We start from the raw sequence: 18,219 nt of genomic DNA on the forward strand, positions 1-18,219 counted from the left end.
CTGTTTAAAATAAACTTAAGCGAAAGGAAACAGGAGCATAGACATGATTCATACAATTATTGTTCCAGGCGTTGGTGGTAGTGATTACGATCACTGGCAGTCTAAATTACAACGTGAACTCATGTCTTGCTCGCGCGTACAACAACAAGATTGGAACTTACCTATTCTTAAAGACTGGATTGCCCAATTTGTTGCGACTGTCGTCAATGCTACGCAACCTGTTCAAATTGTTGCACATAGTTTCGGATGTTTAACCACGGTTGCTGCTTTGGCGCAGCACCCTGAAATCGCAACTAAAGTAAGAAAAATTATTTTAGTTGCACCAGCTAATCCAGCACGTTTTGGTGAGGCTGGTTTTGCTCGAAACAGTATCGGTGACTATGAAGCTTATTTTCACGAATTGAAAATCACAGTCCCTGCTGAAATGATTATTTCTGAAAATGATCCTTGGTTAAATTTTGAAGATGCACAGAAGCTTGCGAAAGCGTGGAAAATTCGACCTCGAAATTTAGGTCAGGTTGGACATATCAATGTTGCATCAGGCTTTGGACACTTTCCTGAAATTTATGATCATTTAATTTTTAATCAGCAAAATTTCTTTATCAGTAATGCTGATGACAACAAGTTGTTATTTAAATTTGCAATTTAATCATTGCCTTTTAAGCTTGCAAAATCGTTTTAAATTTGCTTATTGATTTCAATAAGCTTTCTCTCTTTTGAGGAGTCATCATGTCGCAGCGATCCCGAGTGCTGCCAGGTTTTGGTCTTTCACTAGGCTTCACCCTAGCGTATCTATCATTAATCGTACTGATACCACTGTCTGCCGTATTCATAAAATCATTAGGCGTAGGTTGGGATGGTTTATGGGAAATCTTGAGCTCTGAACGTATTTTAAAATCATTACAGCTCAGTTTTACCACTGCCCTAATTGCAGCTTTGATCAATGTCATTTTCGGCTTTTTATTGGCTTGGTGCTTAGTCCGTTATTCATTCCCTGGTAAACGTATAGTAGATGCATTGGTGGACTTACCCTTTGCATTACCTACAGCGGTCGCAGGTATTGCCTTAACCTCGTTATATGCATCAACAGGTTGGATTGGTCATTTGCTTGAGCCTTTAGGGATTAAAATTGCCTATACCTCACTAGGTATTACGCTTGCTTTAATTTTTATTGGTATTCCTTTTGTGGTTCGTACAGTACAGCCAGTTTTAAGTGATCTTGAAACTGAGCTAGAAGAAGCCGCTTCTGCATTGGGTGCAAATCGTTTTCAGATCGTGACAAGAATCATTTTACCGATTTTATTTCCAGCATTACTGACTGGCTTTGCATTGGCATTTGCTCGCGGTGTAGGTGAATATGGTTCGGTCATCTTTATTGCAGGCAATATTCCTTACGAAACTGAAATTGCTCCGTTAATGATCATTACCCGTCTTGAAGAATATGATTATGCAGGTGCGACGACAATTGCAGTGGTGATGCTGGTGATTTCTTTCTTTATCTTGTTCCTAATTAACTTGGTACAAGCTTGGGCAAGTCGCCGTACAGGGAGAACAGCACGATGAGCTTAAATACCAACAGCAATGCTTTGGCTGAAAAACTGCAATCTCGTGATGCGACACGTGAACCTGCCTGGGTACGTAATATCCTACTGATTATTGGTCTGATTTTCTTTTTAGGCTGCTTAATTCTACCGTTGGTGCTTATTTTTGTTGAAGCATTTAAACAAGGGATTCAAGTCTACTTTGCTTCACTGGTTGATCCTTATACCCTATCTGCGGTCAAACTCACATTATTGACTGCAGCCATTGCAGTACCTTTGAATGTGATTTTTGGTGTTACAGCAGCATGGTGTGTTGCCAAGTTTAATTTCCGTGGAAAATCATTTTTAACCACCATTATTGATACACCATTTTCAGTCTCACCCGTCATTGCTGGTTTAATGCTGGTTTTGATCTTTGGCTCACAAGGTTGGATTGGATCATGGTTAATTGAACATGATATTAAAATCCTCTATGCGACACCGGCCATTATCCTCGCAACTGTATTTATTACTGTTCCTTTTGTTGCACGTGAATTAATTCCATTGATGGAAGCACAAGGAACAGAAGAAGAAGAAGCTGCAATTGTGCTCGGTGCTTCGGGTTGGCAAACCTTTTGGAAAATTACCATTCCAAATATTAAATGGGGTCTCATTTATGGCGTGATTTTGTGTAATGCACGTGCCATGGGTGAATTCGGTGCAGTATCTGTGGTTTCAGGCCATATTCGTGGTGAAACCAATACCTTGCCGTTGCATATTGAAATTTTATATAACGAACCAAATTCGATTAGTGCTGCTTTTGCCGTCTCAACATTGTTAGCATTTTTGGCCATCATTACCCTAATTTTAAAAACATGGGTTGAATATCGCCAAGAAAAACAAGATCGCGAAAGTAAAGAATCAACTGTTTCTTAAGGAATTGCACATGAGTATTCAAGTTAAAAATATTGAAAAAAACTTCGGTGCATTCCATGCACTTAAAAACATATCGCTAGATTTTCCAGAAGGTCAATTGGTTGCCCTGCTTGGTCCTTCTGGCTGTGGTAAAACCACATTACTGCGCATTATTGCTGGTTTAGAATCAACTGATAGAGGACAAGTTATCCTTGAAGGAACAGATGCAACCAATATTCACGTACGTGAACGTCAAGTTGGTTTTGTATTTCAGCATTACGCACTGTTCCGTCATATGACTGTTTATGACAATGTTGCATTTGGTTTACGTGTTCGTCCAAAGGCGACTCGACCAAATGAAACTGAAATCAAAAAACGTGTTACCCGTTTATTGGATTTGGTACAACTTGGTTTCTTGGCAGATCGTTATCCAGCACAATTATCTGGTGGTCAACGCCAACGTATTGCATTGGCACGTGCCTTAGCTGTTGAACCACGTGTATTGCTCTTAGATGAACCGTTTGGTGCATTGGATGCCAAAGTACGTAAAGAATTACGCCGTTGGTTACGGACTTTACATGATGAATTACATATCACGTCAATCTTTGTAACCCATGACCAAGAAGAAGCCTTAGAAGTTGCTGATCAAATCGTGGTGATGAACAAAGGTGATATTGAACAGATTGGTTCACCGCGTGAAGTTTATGAAAAGCCTGCAACCCCGTTTGTATTTGACTTTTTAGGTCAAGCAAACCGTTTTGAAGGTGAAAACCATCAAGGCATCATTCAAATTGGTGAAGATCGCATCCAACTGCCTACGGCGACACAAACCGCAAATGGTAAAGTGATTGCCTTTGCTCGCCCAAATGAATTGAAAATTCACACGCAACCGACTGAAAATACAATTCAAGCAACCTTCTTACGTGAGTTGTGGATTGCGGGTAAAGTCATGGCAGAGTTACAAGATCGTCAAGGACAACTGATTGAAATTGCTTTAAATCCTGATGAAGCAAAATTACATCAATATCGACCAAATCAAACAGTTTGGGTAAGTGCATCTACACTTCACCTATTTGAAAATCAAGTCGCGTAATCGACGACAGGATGAATATTACCCTATTCATCCACATTTGAGGTATCGAACATCATGAACTTTCAACAATTACGAATTATCCGAGAAACAGTTCGTCAAAATTATAACTTAACCGAAGCATCTGCTGCACTTTATACTTCGCAATCTGGTGTCAGTAAGCATATTAAAGATTTAGAAGATGAATTGGGTGTACAGCTGTTTGTTCGTAAAGGCAAACGGTTATTAGGTTTGACAGAACCTGGTCAAGCGCTGTTGAGTATTGTTGAACGCATGCTTATTGATGCTGACAATATTAAACGTCTTGCCGATGATTTTAATAAAGTTGATGAAGGTACGCTTACAATCGCAACAACACATACACAAGCACGTTATGTGTTACCACCGATTGTCAATTTATTTAAAAAAGCATTTCCCAAAGTTCATTTGATTTTGCAACAAGCCAGTCCTGTTGAAATCTCTGAAATGTTATTGCTTGGTTTGGCTGATATCGGTATTGCAACTGAATCACTGACCACTGAAGATAATTTGGGCAGTGTATCTTTCTATAACTGGAAACACAGTATCATTACGCCACAAGATCACCCACTGACTAAGCTGAATCCTAAAGAGATTACCTTGGAAAAATTGGCTGAATTTCCAATTATCACCTATCACGGCGGTTTTACAGGACGTTCTAAAATTGATAAAGCGTTTGAAGATGCCAATTTAGATGTAGATATCGTCATGTCAGCACTGGATGCCGATGTGATCAAAACTTATGTTGAACTGGGAATGGGTGTCGGTATTGTCAATGATGTTGCTTATGACACAGAACGCGATAAACGACTAAAACAAATCGATACTGATATTTTTGGTTTAAATACAACATGGATTGCAGTTCGTAAAGGCCACTTACTTCGTGGCTATGGCTATGAGTTTATTTCACTCTGCTCTCCAGAAGCCGATATCAAAGCATTGAAAAAAATCGCCTATCCTGATGATTAAACTTTGAGATAAATGATTAAGAAAGAAATGAAGTCATCAAGGAATAAATCGCCAATAAATAAACCATCAAATAGTCATGATGATCAAAGATAGAGAGCTACGGCTCTCTTTTTTATCATTTAAAAATTAAACACAAACTCTTAAGAATAATTAATCTATTTGATTTTATTTAATATTTTATTATAAGCATGGCTTTTTAGTATAAAATTTAGTCTTATCTTTATCACTGATCAATTTATTTCGGGGGGAATGAATGAATTCTATTGCTTGGGGCTTAACCCTTGGAAGTTTTGTTCCTCTTTTTAGCCATGCCGCGGGTATGGAGAAATCTGACCAGTCTATCCTTGCTTTTTTAGAACCAAATCATTATGTAGAATTGTCTTATGCAGAGCTCTATGCAAATGTTTCAGGGCAACTCCCTCAACATGAGCAATTCAAACAACTCGGCGTTGAAGATTTTTCAACAGGCAACCTTGTCAACAATTACCACTTTGTCAATGCTGCTGCAAAACTGCAAATTGCTCCACAACTTTCATTTGGACTGATTTATGATCAGCCTTATGGTGTTGATCTTAGTTATGAATATCGCCCACAGAGCTTTGCTGGAAAGCAACTTTTAGAGTCGGGTCAATTTAATTTTAAAAGTCAAAATCTTTCGATGCTATTGGGTTATCAACCTAGTGCGAATTGGAATATATATGCTGGTGGCATTTATCAACAGTTCGAGGGTGAACTCAAAGTCTTTGGAGCAAACTATTCAGCGATGAGTGGCTATCATGCACAGCTAAAACAAAGTTCAGGTCATGGTTGGCTCGCAGGTTTAAGCTATCAAATTCCAGAGTATGCAGTAAAAACTGCGATTACCTATCGTTCCAAGATCAATCATCAATCTGCAATCACTGAGGATGTTTCAGCGCAAGCTTTAAGTATTATTCCTTTTGCTAAAACACAAATCACCACGCCTCAATCCGTCAATCTGGATCTTCAGACAGGTTTAACACCATCGAATATTCTTTATGGCAATTTGAGGTGGGTCAATTGGAAAGATTTTGAAATTCAACCAAGACAATTTGGTGCAGTGGTTAAGATTGCTGCTGAACAATACCCTGAACTGATCAAACCTTTTAATCTGATTGATTACAACAAGGATCAATGGTCTGCAAAGCTTGGGCTTGCGCATGTATTTTCACAGCAATGGGTTGCCACTACAGATATTTCATGGGACTCAGGCAATGCTAATCCCGCTGGAACACTCAATCCTTCAGACGGTTTTTATGCTTTAGGCTTGGGTGCTTTATATAACATCAATCCCCAGAGCTTTATTTCTTATGGGGTTAAATATTTTAAATTCAATAAAGCAAAAGTTAGCAACTTAGACGCCAATACTTCAATTGTCCAAAACTCAACGTTATCTGAAGTGGGCCATAATGATGCTTTTGCACATGGAATTCGAGTGGGCTATCGCTTTTGATTCATCTAAAAATTCAGCTATCAAAAATACCAAGTTCAAAATAAAAAACGAGCCGGAGCTCGTTTTTTATTACATGATCAACAATAAATTACCAGTGGTAGCTTACGCCCACTTTACCAACTGGTAACCATTTATATTTGTCATCATTTGAAATTTTATTTTCTTCACCACGGATAGCATCACTTAATCGATCGCCATTACCGTTGACTTGGTCTGTACCACTCACTTGTTGCAGTGAAACAGTAGGATTACCAGTATAGTATGCACCTACTTCACCAAATACACCGAAGTTCTTGTTGATTTTTGGAGCAAAACCAAAACCTACATATGGTGCAAATTGGTTATCGTATTTTTGCTTACCTTTTATCTGAACATCTGATGTAGCATTAAAGTCAGTATTATTCACAGAGAAATTACGACCCTGAGAAATACGACGCTCTAAACCATATTCATTATCTACGTAGCCTACACCAGTAGCAACATATAGACCTTGTGCCCAAACATTTTGGCTTGCACCCCAAGGACGAATCTCAGCATTTAAATACGCTAATTTGTTGTCCATGTCTAAGTCATACTTAGATCCATTGATTTTTAAATCATCAGACCAAGAAATATCACCACCGTTATAACCCAATGCTAAACCAACATAAGGGTTAGCAGTCCAAAGTAAAGCACCACCGTAACCAGTTGTACCCACTTCAAGACGAGCGCCTGTAGGGATTAATTGGTTTGCTTCAAATGCATAACCTTGGTCAACAACAGACCCATCAGCCATTGCTAAACCAGAAGCAGATAATGCAGCTGTAACAGCCAATAATTTTAACACTTTCATTTATGTCTCCTCAAAAAATAGAGTTTGTTCTTTAATCATTAATGTGTTGGACTCGAAACGATCATATGTGATTCGTTCTTCACAATTAATAGAGAAATTGATTACTTTTTGTTATTTTTTGATACAATTGGATATTAATTGTTGTTTTTAAAAGGAATAAAATAAATAAAAACTTAACAATTCACTTATTTGGTTGTTTTATTTTAAATTATAAGATTAGTTTTTTCGATTGAAACTAGATTTTATATCTAATCTGAGTCGAATTTGGTGTAGAATCTTTTAAAATTTTTTGGGAAGGAAGATCATGTCTCAGCTTTCAACGATCATTGAACAAGCGTTTGAAAACCGTGCCAACTTTACAGCAGTAGATTGTCCTGCTGAAGTACGTCAAGCTGTTGAAGAAGCCATTGCTGGCTTAGATAACGGTACACTTCGTGTAGCTGAAAAAATTGACGGTGAATGGATTGTTCACCAATGGTTGAAAAAAGCTGTTTTATTGTCTTTTAAATTAAACGATAACAAGCCAATTGAATCATGTGATCTTCGTTTCTATGACAAAGTAGAGACTAAATTTACCGGTTGGACTGAAGAACAATTTAAAGCTGCTGGTGTACGTGTTGTACCACCTGCTGTTGCGCGTAAAGGTTCTTTCCAAGCGAAAAATGTTGTATTGATGCCTTCTTATGTAAACATTGGTGCTTATGTAGATGAAGGCACAATGGTTGATACATGGGCGACTGTAGGTTCATGTGCGCAAATCGGTAAAAATGTTCACCTTTCAGGTGGTGTAGGTATTGGTGGTGTGCTTGAACCACTTCAAGCAAACCCAACAATCATTGAAGATAACTGCTTCATTGGCGCACGTTCTGAAATCGTTGAAGGTGTGATTGTTGAAGAAGGCTCAGTCATTTCAATGGGCGTATTCATTGGTCAATCGACTAAGATTTTTGACCGTGAGACAGGTGAAATCCATTATGGTCGTGTACCAGCTGGATCTGTCGTTGTTTCAGGCAGCCTACCGTCTAAATGTGGTACATATAGTTTATATGCTGCAATTATTGTCAAGAAAGTTGATGCTAAAACGCGTGCTAAAACAAGCTTGAACGAATTGCTTCGCGAAGACTAATTTATATTCCCTCGTGGAATTTTAGTTATCTAGCGTAGCAATCGCTTCTCATCTCTACGGTCAATCGTGATCGTAGAGATTTTTCATTTTGTAATCTGTGGTAAATTTCATGAATTCTCTTCGTTCTTCGACTATTCCTGTTTCTGATCCGTCTGCGGGGCTGCGTATCACGGAGATTTTTTATTCATTGCAAGGTGAAGCCAACACTGCGGGTTTACCGACTGTTTTTATTCGTTTAACAGGTTGCCCATTACGCTGTACCTATTGCGATACCACCTATTCTTTTGAAGGTGGCGAACGCCAATCGCTTGACCAAATAATTCAAACAACATTAGATTATAAAACGCCTTATATCTGTGTCACAGGTGGCGAACCGCTCGCTCAGCCCAATGCCTTACCCTTAATGCAACGTTTAGCAGATTTAGGTTGTGAAATTTCTTTAGAAACCAGCGGCGCTTTAGATGTCTCTAAAGTCGACCCACGTGTTTCAAAAGTTTTAGATTTAAAAACCCCAACTTCGGGTGAGGTTGCACGAAATTTACTCAGCAACCTCGATCATTTAACTCAACATGATCAAATCAAATTTGTGATTTGTAATCGTGAAGACTATGAGTGGTCTAAACAGCAAGTTGAACAATACGCTTTAGCGCAAAAAGTCAGCACAGTATGGTTTTCTCCTGCTTTTGCAGTGGAAAAAGGTGCGGCACGTTTGCCTCAGCTTGCACGCGATTTAGCACAATGGATTTTAGAAGACCACCTCCCTGTTCGCTTCCAGTTGCAATTACATAAATTGCTTTGGAACGATGAAACTGGTCGTTAAATTTATCGTCAATTATTAATATTTGGAGAGTTGGATATGCGCCCTCGTGCCGTAGTCTTATTATCTGGTGGCTTAGACTCAACGACGTGTTTGGCTTGGGCTCAAGCAAACTATGACTGTATTGCCCTAAGTTTTATGTATGGTCAACGCTCTACCACTGAACTCGATGCAGCCCGCGCTTTAACGCAACGTGCAGGTGTAGAACATCGTGTGATTAATATCGATTTAGGTAATTTAGGCGGTTCAGCGCTTACAGACCTTAACATTGATGTTCCTGATCATGAAACAGATGGTATTCCTGTAACTTATGTTCCAGCACGTAACACCATTTTCTTGTCTTATGCACTTGCAGCCGCAGAAGTTTTTGATGCTCAAGCGATCGTGATTGGTATCAATGCTGTTGATTATTCAGGATATCCTGACTGCCGCCCAGAGTTTATCGAGGCCTTTGCCAACATGGCTCGTCTTGCAACGAAAGTCGGTGTAGAAGGAAAACCTCTTAAATTTGAAACACCTCTGTTACATTTATCCAAAGCGAATATAATACGCTTAGGCATCGAACATGGCGTAGACTATAGTCAAACGGTTTCATGCTATCAAGCAGATGACCAAGGACGTGCTTGTGGCAAATGTGATAGCTGCCGACTTCGTAAAGAAGGTTTTAAGGATGCAGGTATTGCAGACCCAACACGTTATATACCGCAATAACAAGGTACTGTTTATGAAAAATTTAAAATCAAGTCTTATTCTTTCTGCTTTATTTTCAGCTTCGGCTTTAATGGGATCTACGGCTTTTGCTGCTGAATCAAATGCAGTTCAACAAGCCTATAAGAGTGCAAATGTTAAATCTGCACTTATTGGCGTGTGTAAAACGGAAACAGCTAAAGGTGGTAAATTAACTTCTGCTGAAGTAAGTAAATACTGTAGCTGTGCTGTTGAATCTGATGGTAAGTTAACCAACGATCAAAAATGGCAAATTCAAAGTGCCATTAACCAAAAGAAAAGCCCAGCAACACTTGCTTTCGTTCAAAAAAATAACCAAGACCTTCAAACATGTTTTGGTCCTCAGTTAACAGGTAAATTAAAAACCTTAACTGAAGAAGCAATGAAAGCAGCACAAGCGAAGAAATAATTTCTTCTTGTTGCAAAGAGCCTGCCCATGCAGGCTCTTTTTACAATTGGATGATACAAAACCATATGCAGGACCAATGGAATACTGTGATACAGCAACAAAAATTTGTTGCTTCGTATAGTGGCGGGAAAGATAGTAGCCTAGCTTTATATCACGCTTTGCAAAGTGGGCAAGCCGTAGCTCTCATTGTCATGCTAGAAGAACATGGACAAAGATCTCGTTCTCATGCCATGCCGCTTGATATCATTGATGCCCAAGCCGAGCTGATTGGTTTACCTATACTTAAAGCATCAGCCACGTGGAATGACTATGAACATCAATTTGTAAATCTCCTCAATCAAACCAAACAACTGGGTGCAGAAGCACTTGTTACTGGTGATATTGATCTGATTGGACATGCGCAATGGAACCAATCTGTCTGTGAACAAAGCCAATTGCAGTTATGTATGCCATTATGGCAAAAACCTCGGCTCGACATTGTGGGTGAATTTATTCAACTGGGTTTTGTCAGCATCATTGTGACGATTAATTTAAACCTCGGTATGCGGGTTGAAGATTTGGGTAGAGTTTTAACAGCTGATTTTGTGGATGAATTAATCGAACGTGGGATTGATCCATGTGGTGAAGCTGGTGAATTTCATACCACGCTGATCGATGGTCCAATTTTTAAAAAGCCGCTTTTACTGAATAAAGGTGATATTCTCTATCATGAAAATTATGCCTTTTTAGCACTTGAACTTAAACACAACAGCATTTAAGGACAAACAATGACTGAACAAATACAACTTCCGAATCAGAAATTCCCAACGACGACGGGTGAAATCAACCTCACTGAGCTCTCTACAGATTGGTTAGTTTTATATTTTTATCCAAAAGATTCTACACCTGGCTGTACCACTCAAGCGGTTGGTTTCTCTTGTATAAAAGATCAATTTGATGCTTTAAATACCACCATCATTGGTGTATCTCGTGACTCTGTAAAAGCACATCAAAACTTTACGGAGAAGCAAGCATTGACCATTAATCTGATCAGTGACAAAGAAGAAGTATTATGTAAACACTTTGATGTGATTAAAGAAAAAAATATGTATGGTAAACAAGTGATGGGGATTGAGCGCTCAACATTTATTTATCATCAAGGCAAACTGGTTAAAGAGTATCGTAAAGTTAAAGCGGCTGGACATGCTGAACAAGTTTTAGAAGACTTAAAAGCACTACAAAAAGCTTAACTGCAAAAGTCCCTACTCGCTCTAAAGTTAACATGACTTTAAACGAGTCAGGGACTTTAAATCTTCTTATTGAGAACATCCTCAAGCCCGATATAGATTGTTCCCTCTTTCCTCATAAAAAGATCATTACTCTGACTAGATCCAACAATACCAATCAAAGCAGCAAAGAGATTGCAATTCCCCACATAACCAATGCAATAATAAAATCTAATATTTGCCATGCGCGTTGATTTTGAAAAACCGGGAGTAAAAAGCGTGCACCAAAACCTAAGCTAAAGAAGAATAACCACGATGCTGTTACTGCACCAATCGCAAAATAAAGTGCGGTAGATTCAAACTTTGTCGATATAGAACCAATTAAAACCACTGTATCCAAATAAACATGTGGATTAAGCCAAGTTAAAGCTAAACAAATCAGAAGCATTTTCATCAGCTTGGATTCATTTTTTTCACTCGGTTTTAAACCTGTCGATGTTCTAAAAGCTTGTAGAAAATGTTGCGCCCCATAGATCAATAAAAACGTTGCTCCAAAATATTTTGCCCAATCAACAAACTCTGGATGCGTTTGAATGACTTTAGAAAATCCCAGTACACCCAATAAAATTAAAATCGAGTCAGATGCGGCACAGACCACGCAAACCCAAAATACATGTTGCTTTTTTAAACCTTGTTTGAGTACAAAAGCATTTTGAGCGCCAATTGCAATAATCAAGCTAAACCCAACAGCCAACCCCTGCATATAACTTTGCAACATTTTAAAACTACACTTTTAAAGTTTTGAATGGACTGTGCTATTATCCAAACTTATCTCTTTAAATGAGTATTTCTAAATAAATATCATCTTAGCTAAGTTTTTCTTAGTTATTCTTGATGTGGGTTTTTTTAAATAACTTATATCTTTATATAAAAAACGCCCAATTTTTTGAGGATCAGCATGTTACAAAGTAAGCATAGTGAAGCATTTCTAGCAGTTGCCGAAACAGGTAGCTTTGAACAAGCTGCGATTCGTTTGAATATCACAGCATCAGCGGTAACGCTACGTTTACAAACTTTGGAAAAACAACTAGGGCAAGTGCTGATCATTCGAGAAAGACCATGTAAAGTTACTCAAGCAGGTCAGGAAGTGTTACTTTTCCTGCAACATCATCGCTTGATGGAACAAAATTTAATTCAGAATCTTCAAGGACAAAGTTCACAATCACAATTTTTTAAATTAAATATCGCCACTAATGCCGATTCATTAGTGACGTGGCTATTACCCACAATTCAACACACCTTACTTACAGAAAAAATTGTTATAGACTTAAAAATTGATGATCAAACCCAAACCCACCACCTTCTTGAAGCGGGATTGGTCAATGCCTGTATCTCGACCGAATCAAAACCTATGAAAGGCTGTGAGGCGATTCATTTAGGTACAATGAGCTATAGGATGGTTGCTACACCGAATTTTATTCACACTTACTTTCAGCATGGTATTCAACGTGAAACGTTACGGCATATCCCAGCTGTTATTTTTAATGATAAAGACCATGAACATGCCGAAGTTTTACAACACGTTTTTGGTTTGATGCCAAGCAGCTATCCATGCCACTTTATTCCTTCTGCAATATCTTTTGTAGATGCGATTTTGCTCGATTTGGGTTATGGCATGGTACCTAAAATGCAAATTCAAAAAGAATTAGCAACAGGACAATTGCTTGAAATCATGCCCAAAGCAAGAACCGATTTACATCTATATTGGCATCATTGGAAACAACAATCTAAGCAACTGGAAAAACTCACATTGGATTTAATTAGTAATACTCAATCTATTCTGGATTAAGCTTTATAGAGCTACGACCATCCTAAATTAAAGTATCTTATCTTAATACGTATAGCGAAAAACTTTTAGAATAACCCAGCCACGATTTTCGCTATAAAGTAGTGTTAAAACATCATAGAAATACTTTGCTTCAATCACATACTTCAAACTTAGAGCTGCCGTAGTTTTACTCAGTATTTATAAAACATACGGCATTGGATTTTTTCCTAGAGAAGACCTTCAGCTTGCATGGCTTTTTGTACAGATGGATGTTGTTGCATTTGCGCCATAAAAGCCTGTAAAGATTTCAAATGACTTAAGTCTAAATTGATCAATGTTGCCCAACGAGTCACAACAAATAAGTAAATCTCTGCAATGGTAAATCCTTGCCCCAACAGATTTTCTGAATCATGAATTTGCTCGTCGACCCATGTATATTGTTTTAATAATTTCTCTTTAAAAATATTTTTACTCGTATCATCAAACCCTTTTTGAAAAAATGGTGCATACGATTTATGTAATTCCGAACTAATGTAGTTCATCCACTCCAATACTTTATAGCGCTTTAAATCACCAAATGTAGGTAATAAATCACTACGTTTAGCAACCTCAGCCAAATACTGGCTAATGATCGCACCCTCACTTAAATGCAAGCCATCATCACTGATTAAAAATGGCACTTGACCTTTCGGGTTAATTTTCAAAAAATCCTGACCTTGTTCTGTCTGATGATTTTTAAAAGAAACTTTCACTAAATTAAAATCTTGGTTAATTTCTTGTAATACGATATGAGGCGCAAGTGAACATGCACCCGCTGTGTAAAAAAGTTGCATCTGCTTATTCCTTAAGTTGCTTTAACTTCATGCTATTCTTAACATCATGAACAATAAATACTCATAATATCAATTCAGTTATTACATGGTGTATATAATGAACACAACATTCAAACGAACAATGTTGAGTAGTGTTGAAATATTTTGTCTCGTTGCAGAACAACGAAGTTTTTCCAAGGCTGCCTATCAAGCTGGTTTAACACCCGCAGCGGTAAGCCGATCCATTGCTCGTTTAGAAGGTCGCTTAGGGATTCAACTGTTTAATCGAACAACACGCAATGTTCGTTTAACCCAAGCGGGTGAGGAATATTTTTTAGAGTGTCAGCAGGCCCTCAAACAAATTGCTGAAGTCGAATTAAGATTAAAAAATAAATCAGCTCAACCTTCTGGAATAATCAGGATGAGTTTACCAACACCTTTCGGTCACTTTAGAGTTCTACCTCTGTTACCTAAATTCCAGCAGCTTTACCCTGAAATTAACTTGGATATACAGCTCACCAATAAAAATGTAGATTTCATTACCGAAGGTTTTGATCTTGCTATTCGGGGGCGTAATGTGCCTGAATCCAATTTAATTGCTCGTTGTTTAGAAAAAGCCGACTTACTGATTGTCGCCTCTCCTGAATACTTAAAGAAACATGGCACACCTACTGAGATTGCCGATTTACAACATCATCAATGTATTCAATTTATCTTACCCAGCACAGGAAAAGAAGTGCCTTGGTCTATGCTCATTGAAAATGAAGTTATAGAGATTCAAACGCAAGGACACTTGAATTGCAGTGAAGATATTTTAGCCACCATTACCTTAGCTCAACATGGTGGTGGTCTATTGCAAACCTGCCGTTTTATTATTGAAAATGATTTAAAACAAGGAAAGCTGGTCGAAGTCCTACAACAATATTCAGGTACTCAACGGCAATTTTCCCTGCTTTATCCTAAGAATAAATATGAACAACGACACATCCGCTTATTCATTGATTTTTTAATTGAACATCTAAAATATTAGACTCAAAAAACAGGCTCGAAATAACGATGAGATTAAAAAAATAACGCACCCTGCCCCTTTCTATCTCGGCTGTTTTCTATTGTGCTTTCCACTGCCCAGACACTTGGATATTCACTTTTTCTCCAACGCCACCCACAGCTTTTTTCATTCCAAAATCACTACGCTTTATGACTGTAGTAGAGCTAAAATCCAGTAATTTTGGATTATTTAGATTGGGTTTAATTGTCGCATTAAAAGTTACAGGCTTAGTCACATTCCGCAAGGTTAAATTACCTGAAATTAGATACTTATTATTAGCAAGCGGTTTAAATGCGGTACTTTTAAAAGAAGCGGAAGGATATTTAGCAGCATAGAATAAGTCTTCACCCATAATCATATTTTTCAAGGAAGATTTATTAATACTTAGGCTATTTACATCCATCACAAATTCAGTAGATGCATTTTGCGGAGCGCTCGTATCAAAATTAAGGGCAGAATTAACACGCTTAAATTGCCCTTTGACGATGTTCATACCCAATGAGTCGATATGAAATCCAACATCACTATTGGGTGTCAATGTCCAAGACGCGGCATAACTTGAAATCGAAATAACGAAGCTACCCAATAAAGCCGCGTTTATAGCGACTGATTTAAACTGCATGCAATACTCCATTCATATTCTATATATTTCTGTTCAGTGTATTGCAATGCACACAAAAAACATTAAAGATTTGATTTGTCTTGCGTTTGGTATTTGTACTTTAATTGTTGGTAAATTTCAGTTTTCTGAAACTTCTCTAAAAACTCAGCTGTGCCCAAAGGAAATTCGACCTGATAAATTTCACCACGATAATACGCTTCACGTAACGGGGTCGCAGAGATAGAACCGACTAAACTATCCAGTTCAACCATTTGCCATTCTGGAAATAGTTTTAAGTAATAAGATGAATCATCTTTAAAATGACCAATTAAACCAATCTTATCTGTCTCTAAAACTGTAGCATTGACCAAGGACTTAACCAGCTCTACCCATTTAGTATCATTATAAACATCAATAACATGTACAAATTTGATTCGTTTTTGATCCGCTTCAGAAAAATTAGACAAAATCATTTGTTCCCGTTCTGATGCCAGAAAAGGATTTTTAGTATTCCGTTCATTTTGCGCAGAACCCAAGGCCAAAATTACATATTGGCTCTGTTGTAATGCAATTTTAATGGTTTGCATATGCGCGAGATGAAAGGGCTGAAAGCGTCCAATATAAACAAGATAATCAAATTTATAAGTCATAAAAGTAATTTTTTATGAACTCATCAGTTGCAACAGAATTTCAAATATGCGACATAATGAGGGCATAAAATCCAATTAAATTTTAAAGCAAGGATAGTACGATGACACTTAGTTGTATTCAACAGCCACATCAACATTTAAACGCAAATTTAGAGAATGGTGTACTGACTTTAGCAATTAATCGACCAGAAGCAAAAAATGCACTGTATGGTGAATTGTATCTATGGATTGCAAAAGCCTTAGATGAAGCTGATCAAGATCGTGATGTTCGTGTGGTGATCTTACGTGGTGCAGATGCTGACTTTAGTGCGGGTAATGATATGAAAGACTTTATGGCTTTCATTCAACAACCACTTGAAGGTAAAGAAGGTGATGGCCCTCCATTTGTATTATTAAAATCTGCTGCACGTTTATCTAAACCATTGATCTGTGCAGTCCGTGGTGTGGCGATTGGGATCGGAGTAACAGTACTTTTACATGCTGACCTCGTTTATGCAGACAATACTGCCCTATTCCAAATTCCATTTGTTAGCTTGGGACTTTCTCCAGAGGGTGCTTCAAGCAAACTCTTAATTCAACAAGCGGGATATCATAAAGCGGCTGAATTGCTGTTAACTGCACAAAAATTTAACAGTGAAAAAGCACTCAATGCTGGCTTAATCAATAGTATTGAAGACGATGTATATGGTCACGCTTTGCATCAAGCACAAACCCTTGCAGCACTTCCATTGGCTTCAATCAAACAAACCAAAGCGTTAATGAAGCATAATCTTGAAGAGATTATTCAATGCGTGGATGATGAAGCGGTGATCTTTATGCAACGCGTTAAATCACCTGAAATGGCTGAAGCCGTTGCTGCATTTATGCAAAAGCGTAAGCCAAACTTCTCTCAATTTAATTAATTGAGTAATCTGATCAAAGCCACTGCATGACTAATATTCAGTGGCTTTGCTCATTTTGAATCCAATAAAACTGTTCATTTAATTATGGGTAAAGATCATGTCACAAGATACAACGACCAAGAAGCGCTATTACGAACCCGCTCCACAAGATATCGATATTGAAAATTTCCGTAAAGTCATAGAAAGTCGTCGCTCAGTCCGTAAATACACTGAAAAGCAAATTCCTGCCGATGTTTTAGATGCTTGTTTAGATTTGGCTTTATTGGCACCAAACTCATCAAATCTACAGCCTTGGACGTTCTATGTGGTTCAGTCTCAAGCGAAAAAGAAACAATTAGTCAGAGCTTGTTTAAGCCAATTATCAGCAAAAACAGCTGCAGAACTGATTGTATGTGTGGCACGTATTGACCGTATTGATGAAATGGCAAAAAACAATTTAACCCATTTCCCCATGCCTGAAGCGCCAAGAGCGGTAAAACAATATTATAAATTTATCGCATATAACTATAAAACAGGTTATCTGAATGCTTTAGGCAACTTTAAAAAGGTAGCTTTTAAAGTTGCACGCACTTTAGATAAACAACTTCCTGTCACAGCATTTAACCCAGCTGATGCAAAGCTTTGGGCCAGTAAAACAACAGCCTTGGCTTGTGAAAACTTGGTATTGGCTTTACGTGCTTACGGTTTTGACAGTTGCATGATGGAAGGTTTTGATGAACCCTTAGTTCGCAAGATCCTTAATCTAGGTGATAAAGAATTTCCAGTCATGGTGATTAGTGCCGGTGAACGTGCTGAAGATGGCGTATTCTTCCCACAATACCGTTTTGATCGTGATTTGTTTATTCAAAAAGTTTAATTTTAGCTTATAAATTCCTCCTCTCTGTTCAAAAGAGGGTTGAGATTTTTAAACTATTATTCAATATCAATCATTTGAATAAACTCAAAAGCAGGTTCTTCATAAGGATGACTTGCTTTTAAAGCGATTGCCACTTGTTTGGCCTTGTGTTCAGGAACGATGGTTTCCACTCGCCATTCAGGCAATTGCTCTAAATGATCTAACTCACCAATAAAAGGCTTTGCACCGCTTAACGGTTTAAATTGCCCTGTTCCTAACACTTGCCAAGCGCAATGTTCACAATCGCCAATACCACCCGCTCCTGCTTGAAAAATTGCAAGTTTGGTTGCTTCAAGGTGTGATTCTGGAACATAGTAGATCAGTTTAAGCATATTATTTTATATTCAAAAACTCGATTATAGCTTTGTTCATATTTACTTTTACT

Annotated in this window: 22 protein-coding genes; 16 read left to right on the plus strand and 6 right to left on the minus strand. The window is 37.9% G+C overall.

Features of this window, described 5'->3' with window-relative positions; translation table 11 throughout:
• Positions 1-43 precede the first annotated feature (43 nt).
• The 6 genes from ACZ5QH_RS16215 (at position 44) to ACZ5QH_RS16240 (ending at position 5,983) form a co-directional block, all read left to right on the plus strand.
• On the plus strand, positions 44-649 hold the full coding sequence (locus ACZ5QH_RS16215) for an RBBP9/YdeN family alpha/beta hydrolase (RefSeq protein ID WP_303576270.1): 606 nt from the start codon (positions 44-46) through the stop codon (positions 647-649).
• A gap of 80 nt (positions 650-729) precedes the next feature.
• Positions 730-1,563, plus strand: coding sequence for a sulfate ABC transporter permease subunit CysT (cysT, locus tag ACZ5QH_RS16220; protein WP_004717179.1), 834 nt, complete (start codon positions 730-732; stop codon positions 1,561-1,563).
• Positions 1,560-2,456, plus strand: coding sequence for a sulfate ABC transporter permease subunit CysW (gene cysW / locus ACZ5QH_RS16225; RefSeq protein ID WP_151957150.1), 897 nt, complete (start codon positions 1,560-1,562; stop codon positions 2,454-2,456). The genes cysT and cysW overlap by 4 nt, the downstream gene beginning before the upstream one ends.
• A 10-nt stretch (positions 2,457-2,466) precedes the next feature.
• Complete coding sequence (locus ACZ5QH_RS16230; protein WP_004823148.1) at positions 2,467-3,528, plus strand: sulfate/molybdate ABC transporter ATP-binding protein; 1,062 nt, start codon at positions 2,467-2,469, stop codon at positions 3,526-3,528.
• Between the two features lie 54 nt (positions 3,529-3,582).
• Positions 3,583-4,512 carry a CysB family HTH-type transcriptional regulator gene (locus ACZ5QH_RS16235; RefSeq protein ID WP_004717184.1) on the plus strand — a complete coding sequence of 310 codons (930 nt, stop codon included), beginning with the start codon at positions 3,583-3,585 and terminating at the stop codon, positions 4,510-4,512.
• A 253-nt stretch (positions 4,513-4,765) separates the two neighbouring features.
• Positions 4,766-5,983, plus strand: coding sequence for an OmpP1/FadL family transporter (locus ACZ5QH_RS16240; protein ID WP_303576273.1), 1,218 nt, complete (start codon positions 4,766-4,768; stop codon positions 5,981-5,983).
• Between the two features lie 88 nt (positions 5,984-6,071).
• On the opposite strand, the gene carO is transcribed toward ACZ5QH_RS16240, so the two are convergent.
• Positions 6,072-6,815, minus strand: a complete 744-nt coding sequence (gene carO / locus ACZ5QH_RS16245) for an ornithine uptake porin CarO (RefSeq protein ID WP_034612559.1) — start codon at positions 6,813-6,815, stop codon at positions 6,072-6,074.
• Positions 6,816-7,119: 304 nt separating this feature from the next.
• Between carO and dapD the strand changes: the two genes are divergently transcribed.
• The 6 genes from dapD (at position 7,120) to ACZ5QH_RS16275 (ending at position 11,122) form a co-directional block, all read left to right on the plus strand.
• Positions 7,120-7,941, plus strand: a complete 822-nt coding sequence (gene dapD / locus ACZ5QH_RS16250) for a 2,3,4,5-tetrahydropyridine-2,6-dicarboxylate N-succinyltransferase (RefSeq protein ID WP_034612558.1) — start codon at positions 7,120-7,122, stop codon at positions 7,939-7,941.
• 109 nt (positions 7,942-8,050) lie between these two features.
• Positions 8,051-8,761 (plus strand): 7-carboxy-7-deazaguanine synthase QueE, encoded by a 711-nt coding sequence (queE, locus tag ACZ5QH_RS16255; RefSeq protein WP_303576274.1) that lies wholly within the window; start codon positions 8,051-8,053, stop codon positions 8,759-8,761.
• 36 nt (positions 8,762-8,797) lie between these two features.
• Positions 8,798-9,469: a 7-cyano-7-deazaguanine synthase QueC gene (gene queC, locus ACZ5QH_RS16260; RefSeq protein WP_004717194.1), complete on the plus strand. Its 672-nt coding sequence runs from the start codon at positions 8,798-8,800 to the stop codon at positions 9,467-9,469.
• Positions 9,470-9,482: 13 nt separating this feature from the next.
• Positions 9,483-9,893 (plus strand): hypothetical protein, encoded by a 411-nt coding sequence (locus ACZ5QH_RS16265; protein WP_004717195.1) that lies wholly within the window; start codon positions 9,483-9,485, stop codon positions 9,891-9,893.
• Between the two features lie 65 nt (positions 9,894-9,958).
• Positions 9,959-10,651, plus strand: coding sequence for a Dph6-related ATP pyrophosphatase (locus ACZ5QH_RS16270; protein WP_004823155.1), 693 nt, complete (start codon positions 9,959-9,961; stop codon positions 10,649-10,651).
• 9 nt (positions 10,652-10,660) lie between these two features.
• Positions 10,661-11,122, plus strand: coding sequence for a peroxiredoxin (locus tag ACZ5QH_RS16275; RefSeq protein ID WP_004823156.1), 462 nt, complete (start codon positions 10,661-10,663; stop codon positions 11,120-11,122).
• A gap of 154 nt (positions 11,123-11,276) precedes the next feature.
• Here the strand turns inward: ACZ5QH_RS16275 and ACZ5QH_RS16280 are convergent, their stop codons facing one another.
• Positions 11,277-11,876 carry a LysE/ArgO family amino acid transporter gene (locus ACZ5QH_RS16280; RefSeq protein ID WP_303576275.1) on the minus strand — a complete coding sequence of 200 codons (600 nt, stop codon included), beginning with the start codon at positions 11,874-11,876 and terminating at the stop codon, positions 11,277-11,279.
• 180 nt (positions 11,877-12,056) lie between these two features.
• Here ACZ5QH_RS16280 and ACZ5QH_RS16285 point away from each other — a divergent pair, with 180 nt between their 5' ends.
• Positions 12,057-12,947: a LysR family transcriptional regulator ArgP gene (locus ACZ5QH_RS16285; protein ID WP_303576276.1), complete on the plus strand. Its 891-nt coding sequence runs from the start codon at positions 12,057-12,059 to the stop codon at positions 12,945-12,947.
• 206 nt (positions 12,948-13,153) lie between these two features.
• On the opposite strand, the gene gstA is transcribed toward ACZ5QH_RS16285, so the two are convergent.
• Positions 13,154-13,759, minus strand: a complete 606-nt coding sequence (gene gstA / locus ACZ5QH_RS16290; protein ID WP_303576277.1) for a glutathione transferase GstA — start codon at positions 13,757-13,759, stop codon at positions 13,154-13,156.
• Between the two features lie 97 nt (positions 13,760-13,856).
• On the opposite strand from gstA, the gene ACZ5QH_RS16295 reads away from it, so the two are divergent.
• Entirely contained in the window at positions 13,857-14,768 is a 912-nt protein-coding gene (locus ACZ5QH_RS16295) for a LysR family transcriptional regulator (protein ID WP_303576278.1), read from the plus strand.
• A gap of 76 nt (positions 14,769-14,844) precedes the next feature.
• Here the strand turns inward: ACZ5QH_RS16295 and ACZ5QH_RS16300 are convergent, their stop codons facing one another.
• Together ACZ5QH_RS16300 and ACZ5QH_RS16305 are read right to left on the minus strand one after the other, a co-directional pair.
• Positions 14,845-15,408, minus strand: coding sequence for a YceI family protein (locus ACZ5QH_RS16300; RefSeq protein ID WP_303576279.1), 564 nt, complete (start codon positions 15,406-15,408; stop codon positions 14,845-14,847).
• A 62-nt stretch (positions 15,409-15,470) separates the two neighbouring features.
• Complete coding sequence (locus ACZ5QH_RS16305; RefSeq protein ID WP_034612542.1) at positions 15,471-16,037, minus strand: nicotinate-nicotinamide nucleotide adenylyltransferase; 567 nt, start codon at positions 16,035-16,037, stop codon at positions 15,471-15,473.
• A gap of 101 nt (positions 16,038-16,138) precedes the next feature.
• Between ACZ5QH_RS16305 and ACZ5QH_RS16310 the strand changes: the two genes are divergently transcribed.
• A complete protein-coding gene (locus ACZ5QH_RS16310; protein WP_004717217.1) occupies positions 16,139-16,939 on the plus strand; it encodes an enoyl-CoA hydratase in 801 nt (266 codons plus the stop codon).
• A gap of 97 nt (positions 16,940-17,036) precedes the next feature.
• Complete coding sequence (locus tag ACZ5QH_RS16315; protein ID WP_234623260.1) at positions 17,037-17,795, plus strand: nitroreductase family protein; 759 nt, start codon at positions 17,037-17,039, stop codon at positions 17,793-17,795.
• 56 nt (positions 17,796-17,851) lie between these two features.
• Here the strand turns inward: ACZ5QH_RS16315 and ACZ5QH_RS16320 are convergent, their stop codons facing one another.
• Positions 17,852-18,166, minus strand: a complete 315-nt coding sequence (locus ACZ5QH_RS16320) for a YqfO family protein (RefSeq protein ID WP_303576280.1) — start codon at positions 18,164-18,166, stop codon at positions 17,852-17,854.
• Between the last annotated feature and the right edge of the window lie 53 nt (positions 18,167-18,219).

Source organism: Acinetobacter sp. Ac8 (assembly GCF_055392545.1).

Coding starts and splice junctions, on each gene's coding strand:
- ACZ5QH_RS16270 (WP_004823155.1), top strand. CDS start 9,959: ATGCAGGACCAATGGAATACTGTGATACAGCAACAAAAATTTGTTGCT.
- ACZ5QH_RS16310 (WP_004717217.1), top strand. CDS start 16,139: ATGACACTTAGTTGTATTCAACAGCCACATCAACATTTAAACGCAAAT.
- dapD (WP_034612558.1), top strand. CDS start 7,120: ATGTCTCAGCTTTCAACGATCATTGAACAAGCGTTTGAAAACCGTGCC.
- ACZ5QH_RS16295 (WP_303576278.1), top strand. CDS start 13,857: ATGAACACAACATTCAAACGAACAATGTTGAGTAGTGTTGAAATATTT.
- ACZ5QH_RS16240 (WP_303576273.1), top strand. CDS start 4,766: ATGAATTCTATTGCTTGGGGCTTAACCCTTGGAAGTTTTGTTCCTCTT.
- ACZ5QH_RS16235 (WP_004717184.1), top strand. CDS start 3,583: ATGAACTTTCAACAATTACGAATTATCCGAGAAACAGTTCGTCAAAAT.
- carO (WP_034612559.1), bottom strand. CDS start 6,815: ATGAAAGTGTTAAAATTATTGGCTGTTACAGCTGCATTATCTGCTTCT.
- cysW (WP_151957150.1), top strand. CDS start 1,560: ATGAGCTTAAATACCAACAGCAATGCTTTGGCTGAAAAACTGCAATCT.
- ACZ5QH_RS16215 (WP_303576270.1), top strand. CDS start 44: ATGATTCATACAATTATTGTTCCAGGCGTTGGTGGTAGTGATTACGAT.
- queC (WP_004717194.1), top strand. CDS start 8,798: ATGCGCCCTCGTGCCGTAGTCTTATTATCTGGTGGCTTAGACTCAACG.
- ACZ5QH_RS16275 (WP_004823156.1), top strand. CDS start 10,661: ATGACTGAACAAATACAACTTCCGAATCAGAAATTCCCAACGACGACG.
- ACZ5QH_RS16300 (WP_303576279.1), bottom strand. CDS start 15,408: ATGCAGTTTAAATCAGTCGCTATAAACGCGGCTTTATTGGGTAGCTTC.
- ACZ5QH_RS16320 (WP_303576280.1), bottom strand. CDS start 18,166: ATGCTTAAACTGATCTACTATGTTCCAGAATCACACCTTGAAGCAACC.
- ACZ5QH_RS16315 (WP_234623260.1), top strand. CDS start 17,037: ATGTCACAAGATACAACGACCAAGAAGCGCTATTACGAACCCGCTCCA.
- cysT (WP_004717179.1), top strand. CDS start 730: ATGTCGCAGCGATCCCGAGTGCTGCCAGGTTTTGGTCTTTCACTAGGC.
- ACZ5QH_RS16280 (WP_303576275.1), bottom strand. CDS start 11,876: ATGTTGCAAAGTTATATGCAGGGGTTGGCTGTTGGGTTTAGCTTGATT.
- gstA (WP_303576277.1), bottom strand. CDS start 13,759: ATGCAACTTTTTTACACAGCGGGTGCATGTTCACTTGCGCCTCATATC.
- ACZ5QH_RS16285 (WP_303576276.1), top strand. CDS start 12,057: ATGTTACAAAGTAAGCATAGTGAAGCATTTCTAGCAGTTGCCGAAACA.
- queE (WP_303576274.1), top strand. CDS start 8,051: ATGAATTCTCTTCGTTCTTCGACTATTCCTGTTTCTGATCCGTCTGCG.
- ACZ5QH_RS16230 (WP_004823148.1), top strand. CDS start 2,467: ATGAGTATTCAAGTTAAAAATATTGAAAAAAACTTCGGTGCATTCCAT.
- ACZ5QH_RS16265 (WP_004717195.1), top strand. CDS start 9,483: ATGAAAAATTTAAAATCAAGTCTTATTCTTTCTGCTTTATTTTCAGCT.
- ACZ5QH_RS16305 (WP_034612542.1), bottom strand. CDS start 16,037: ATGACTTATAAATTTGATTATCTTGTTTATATTGGACGCTTTCAGCCC.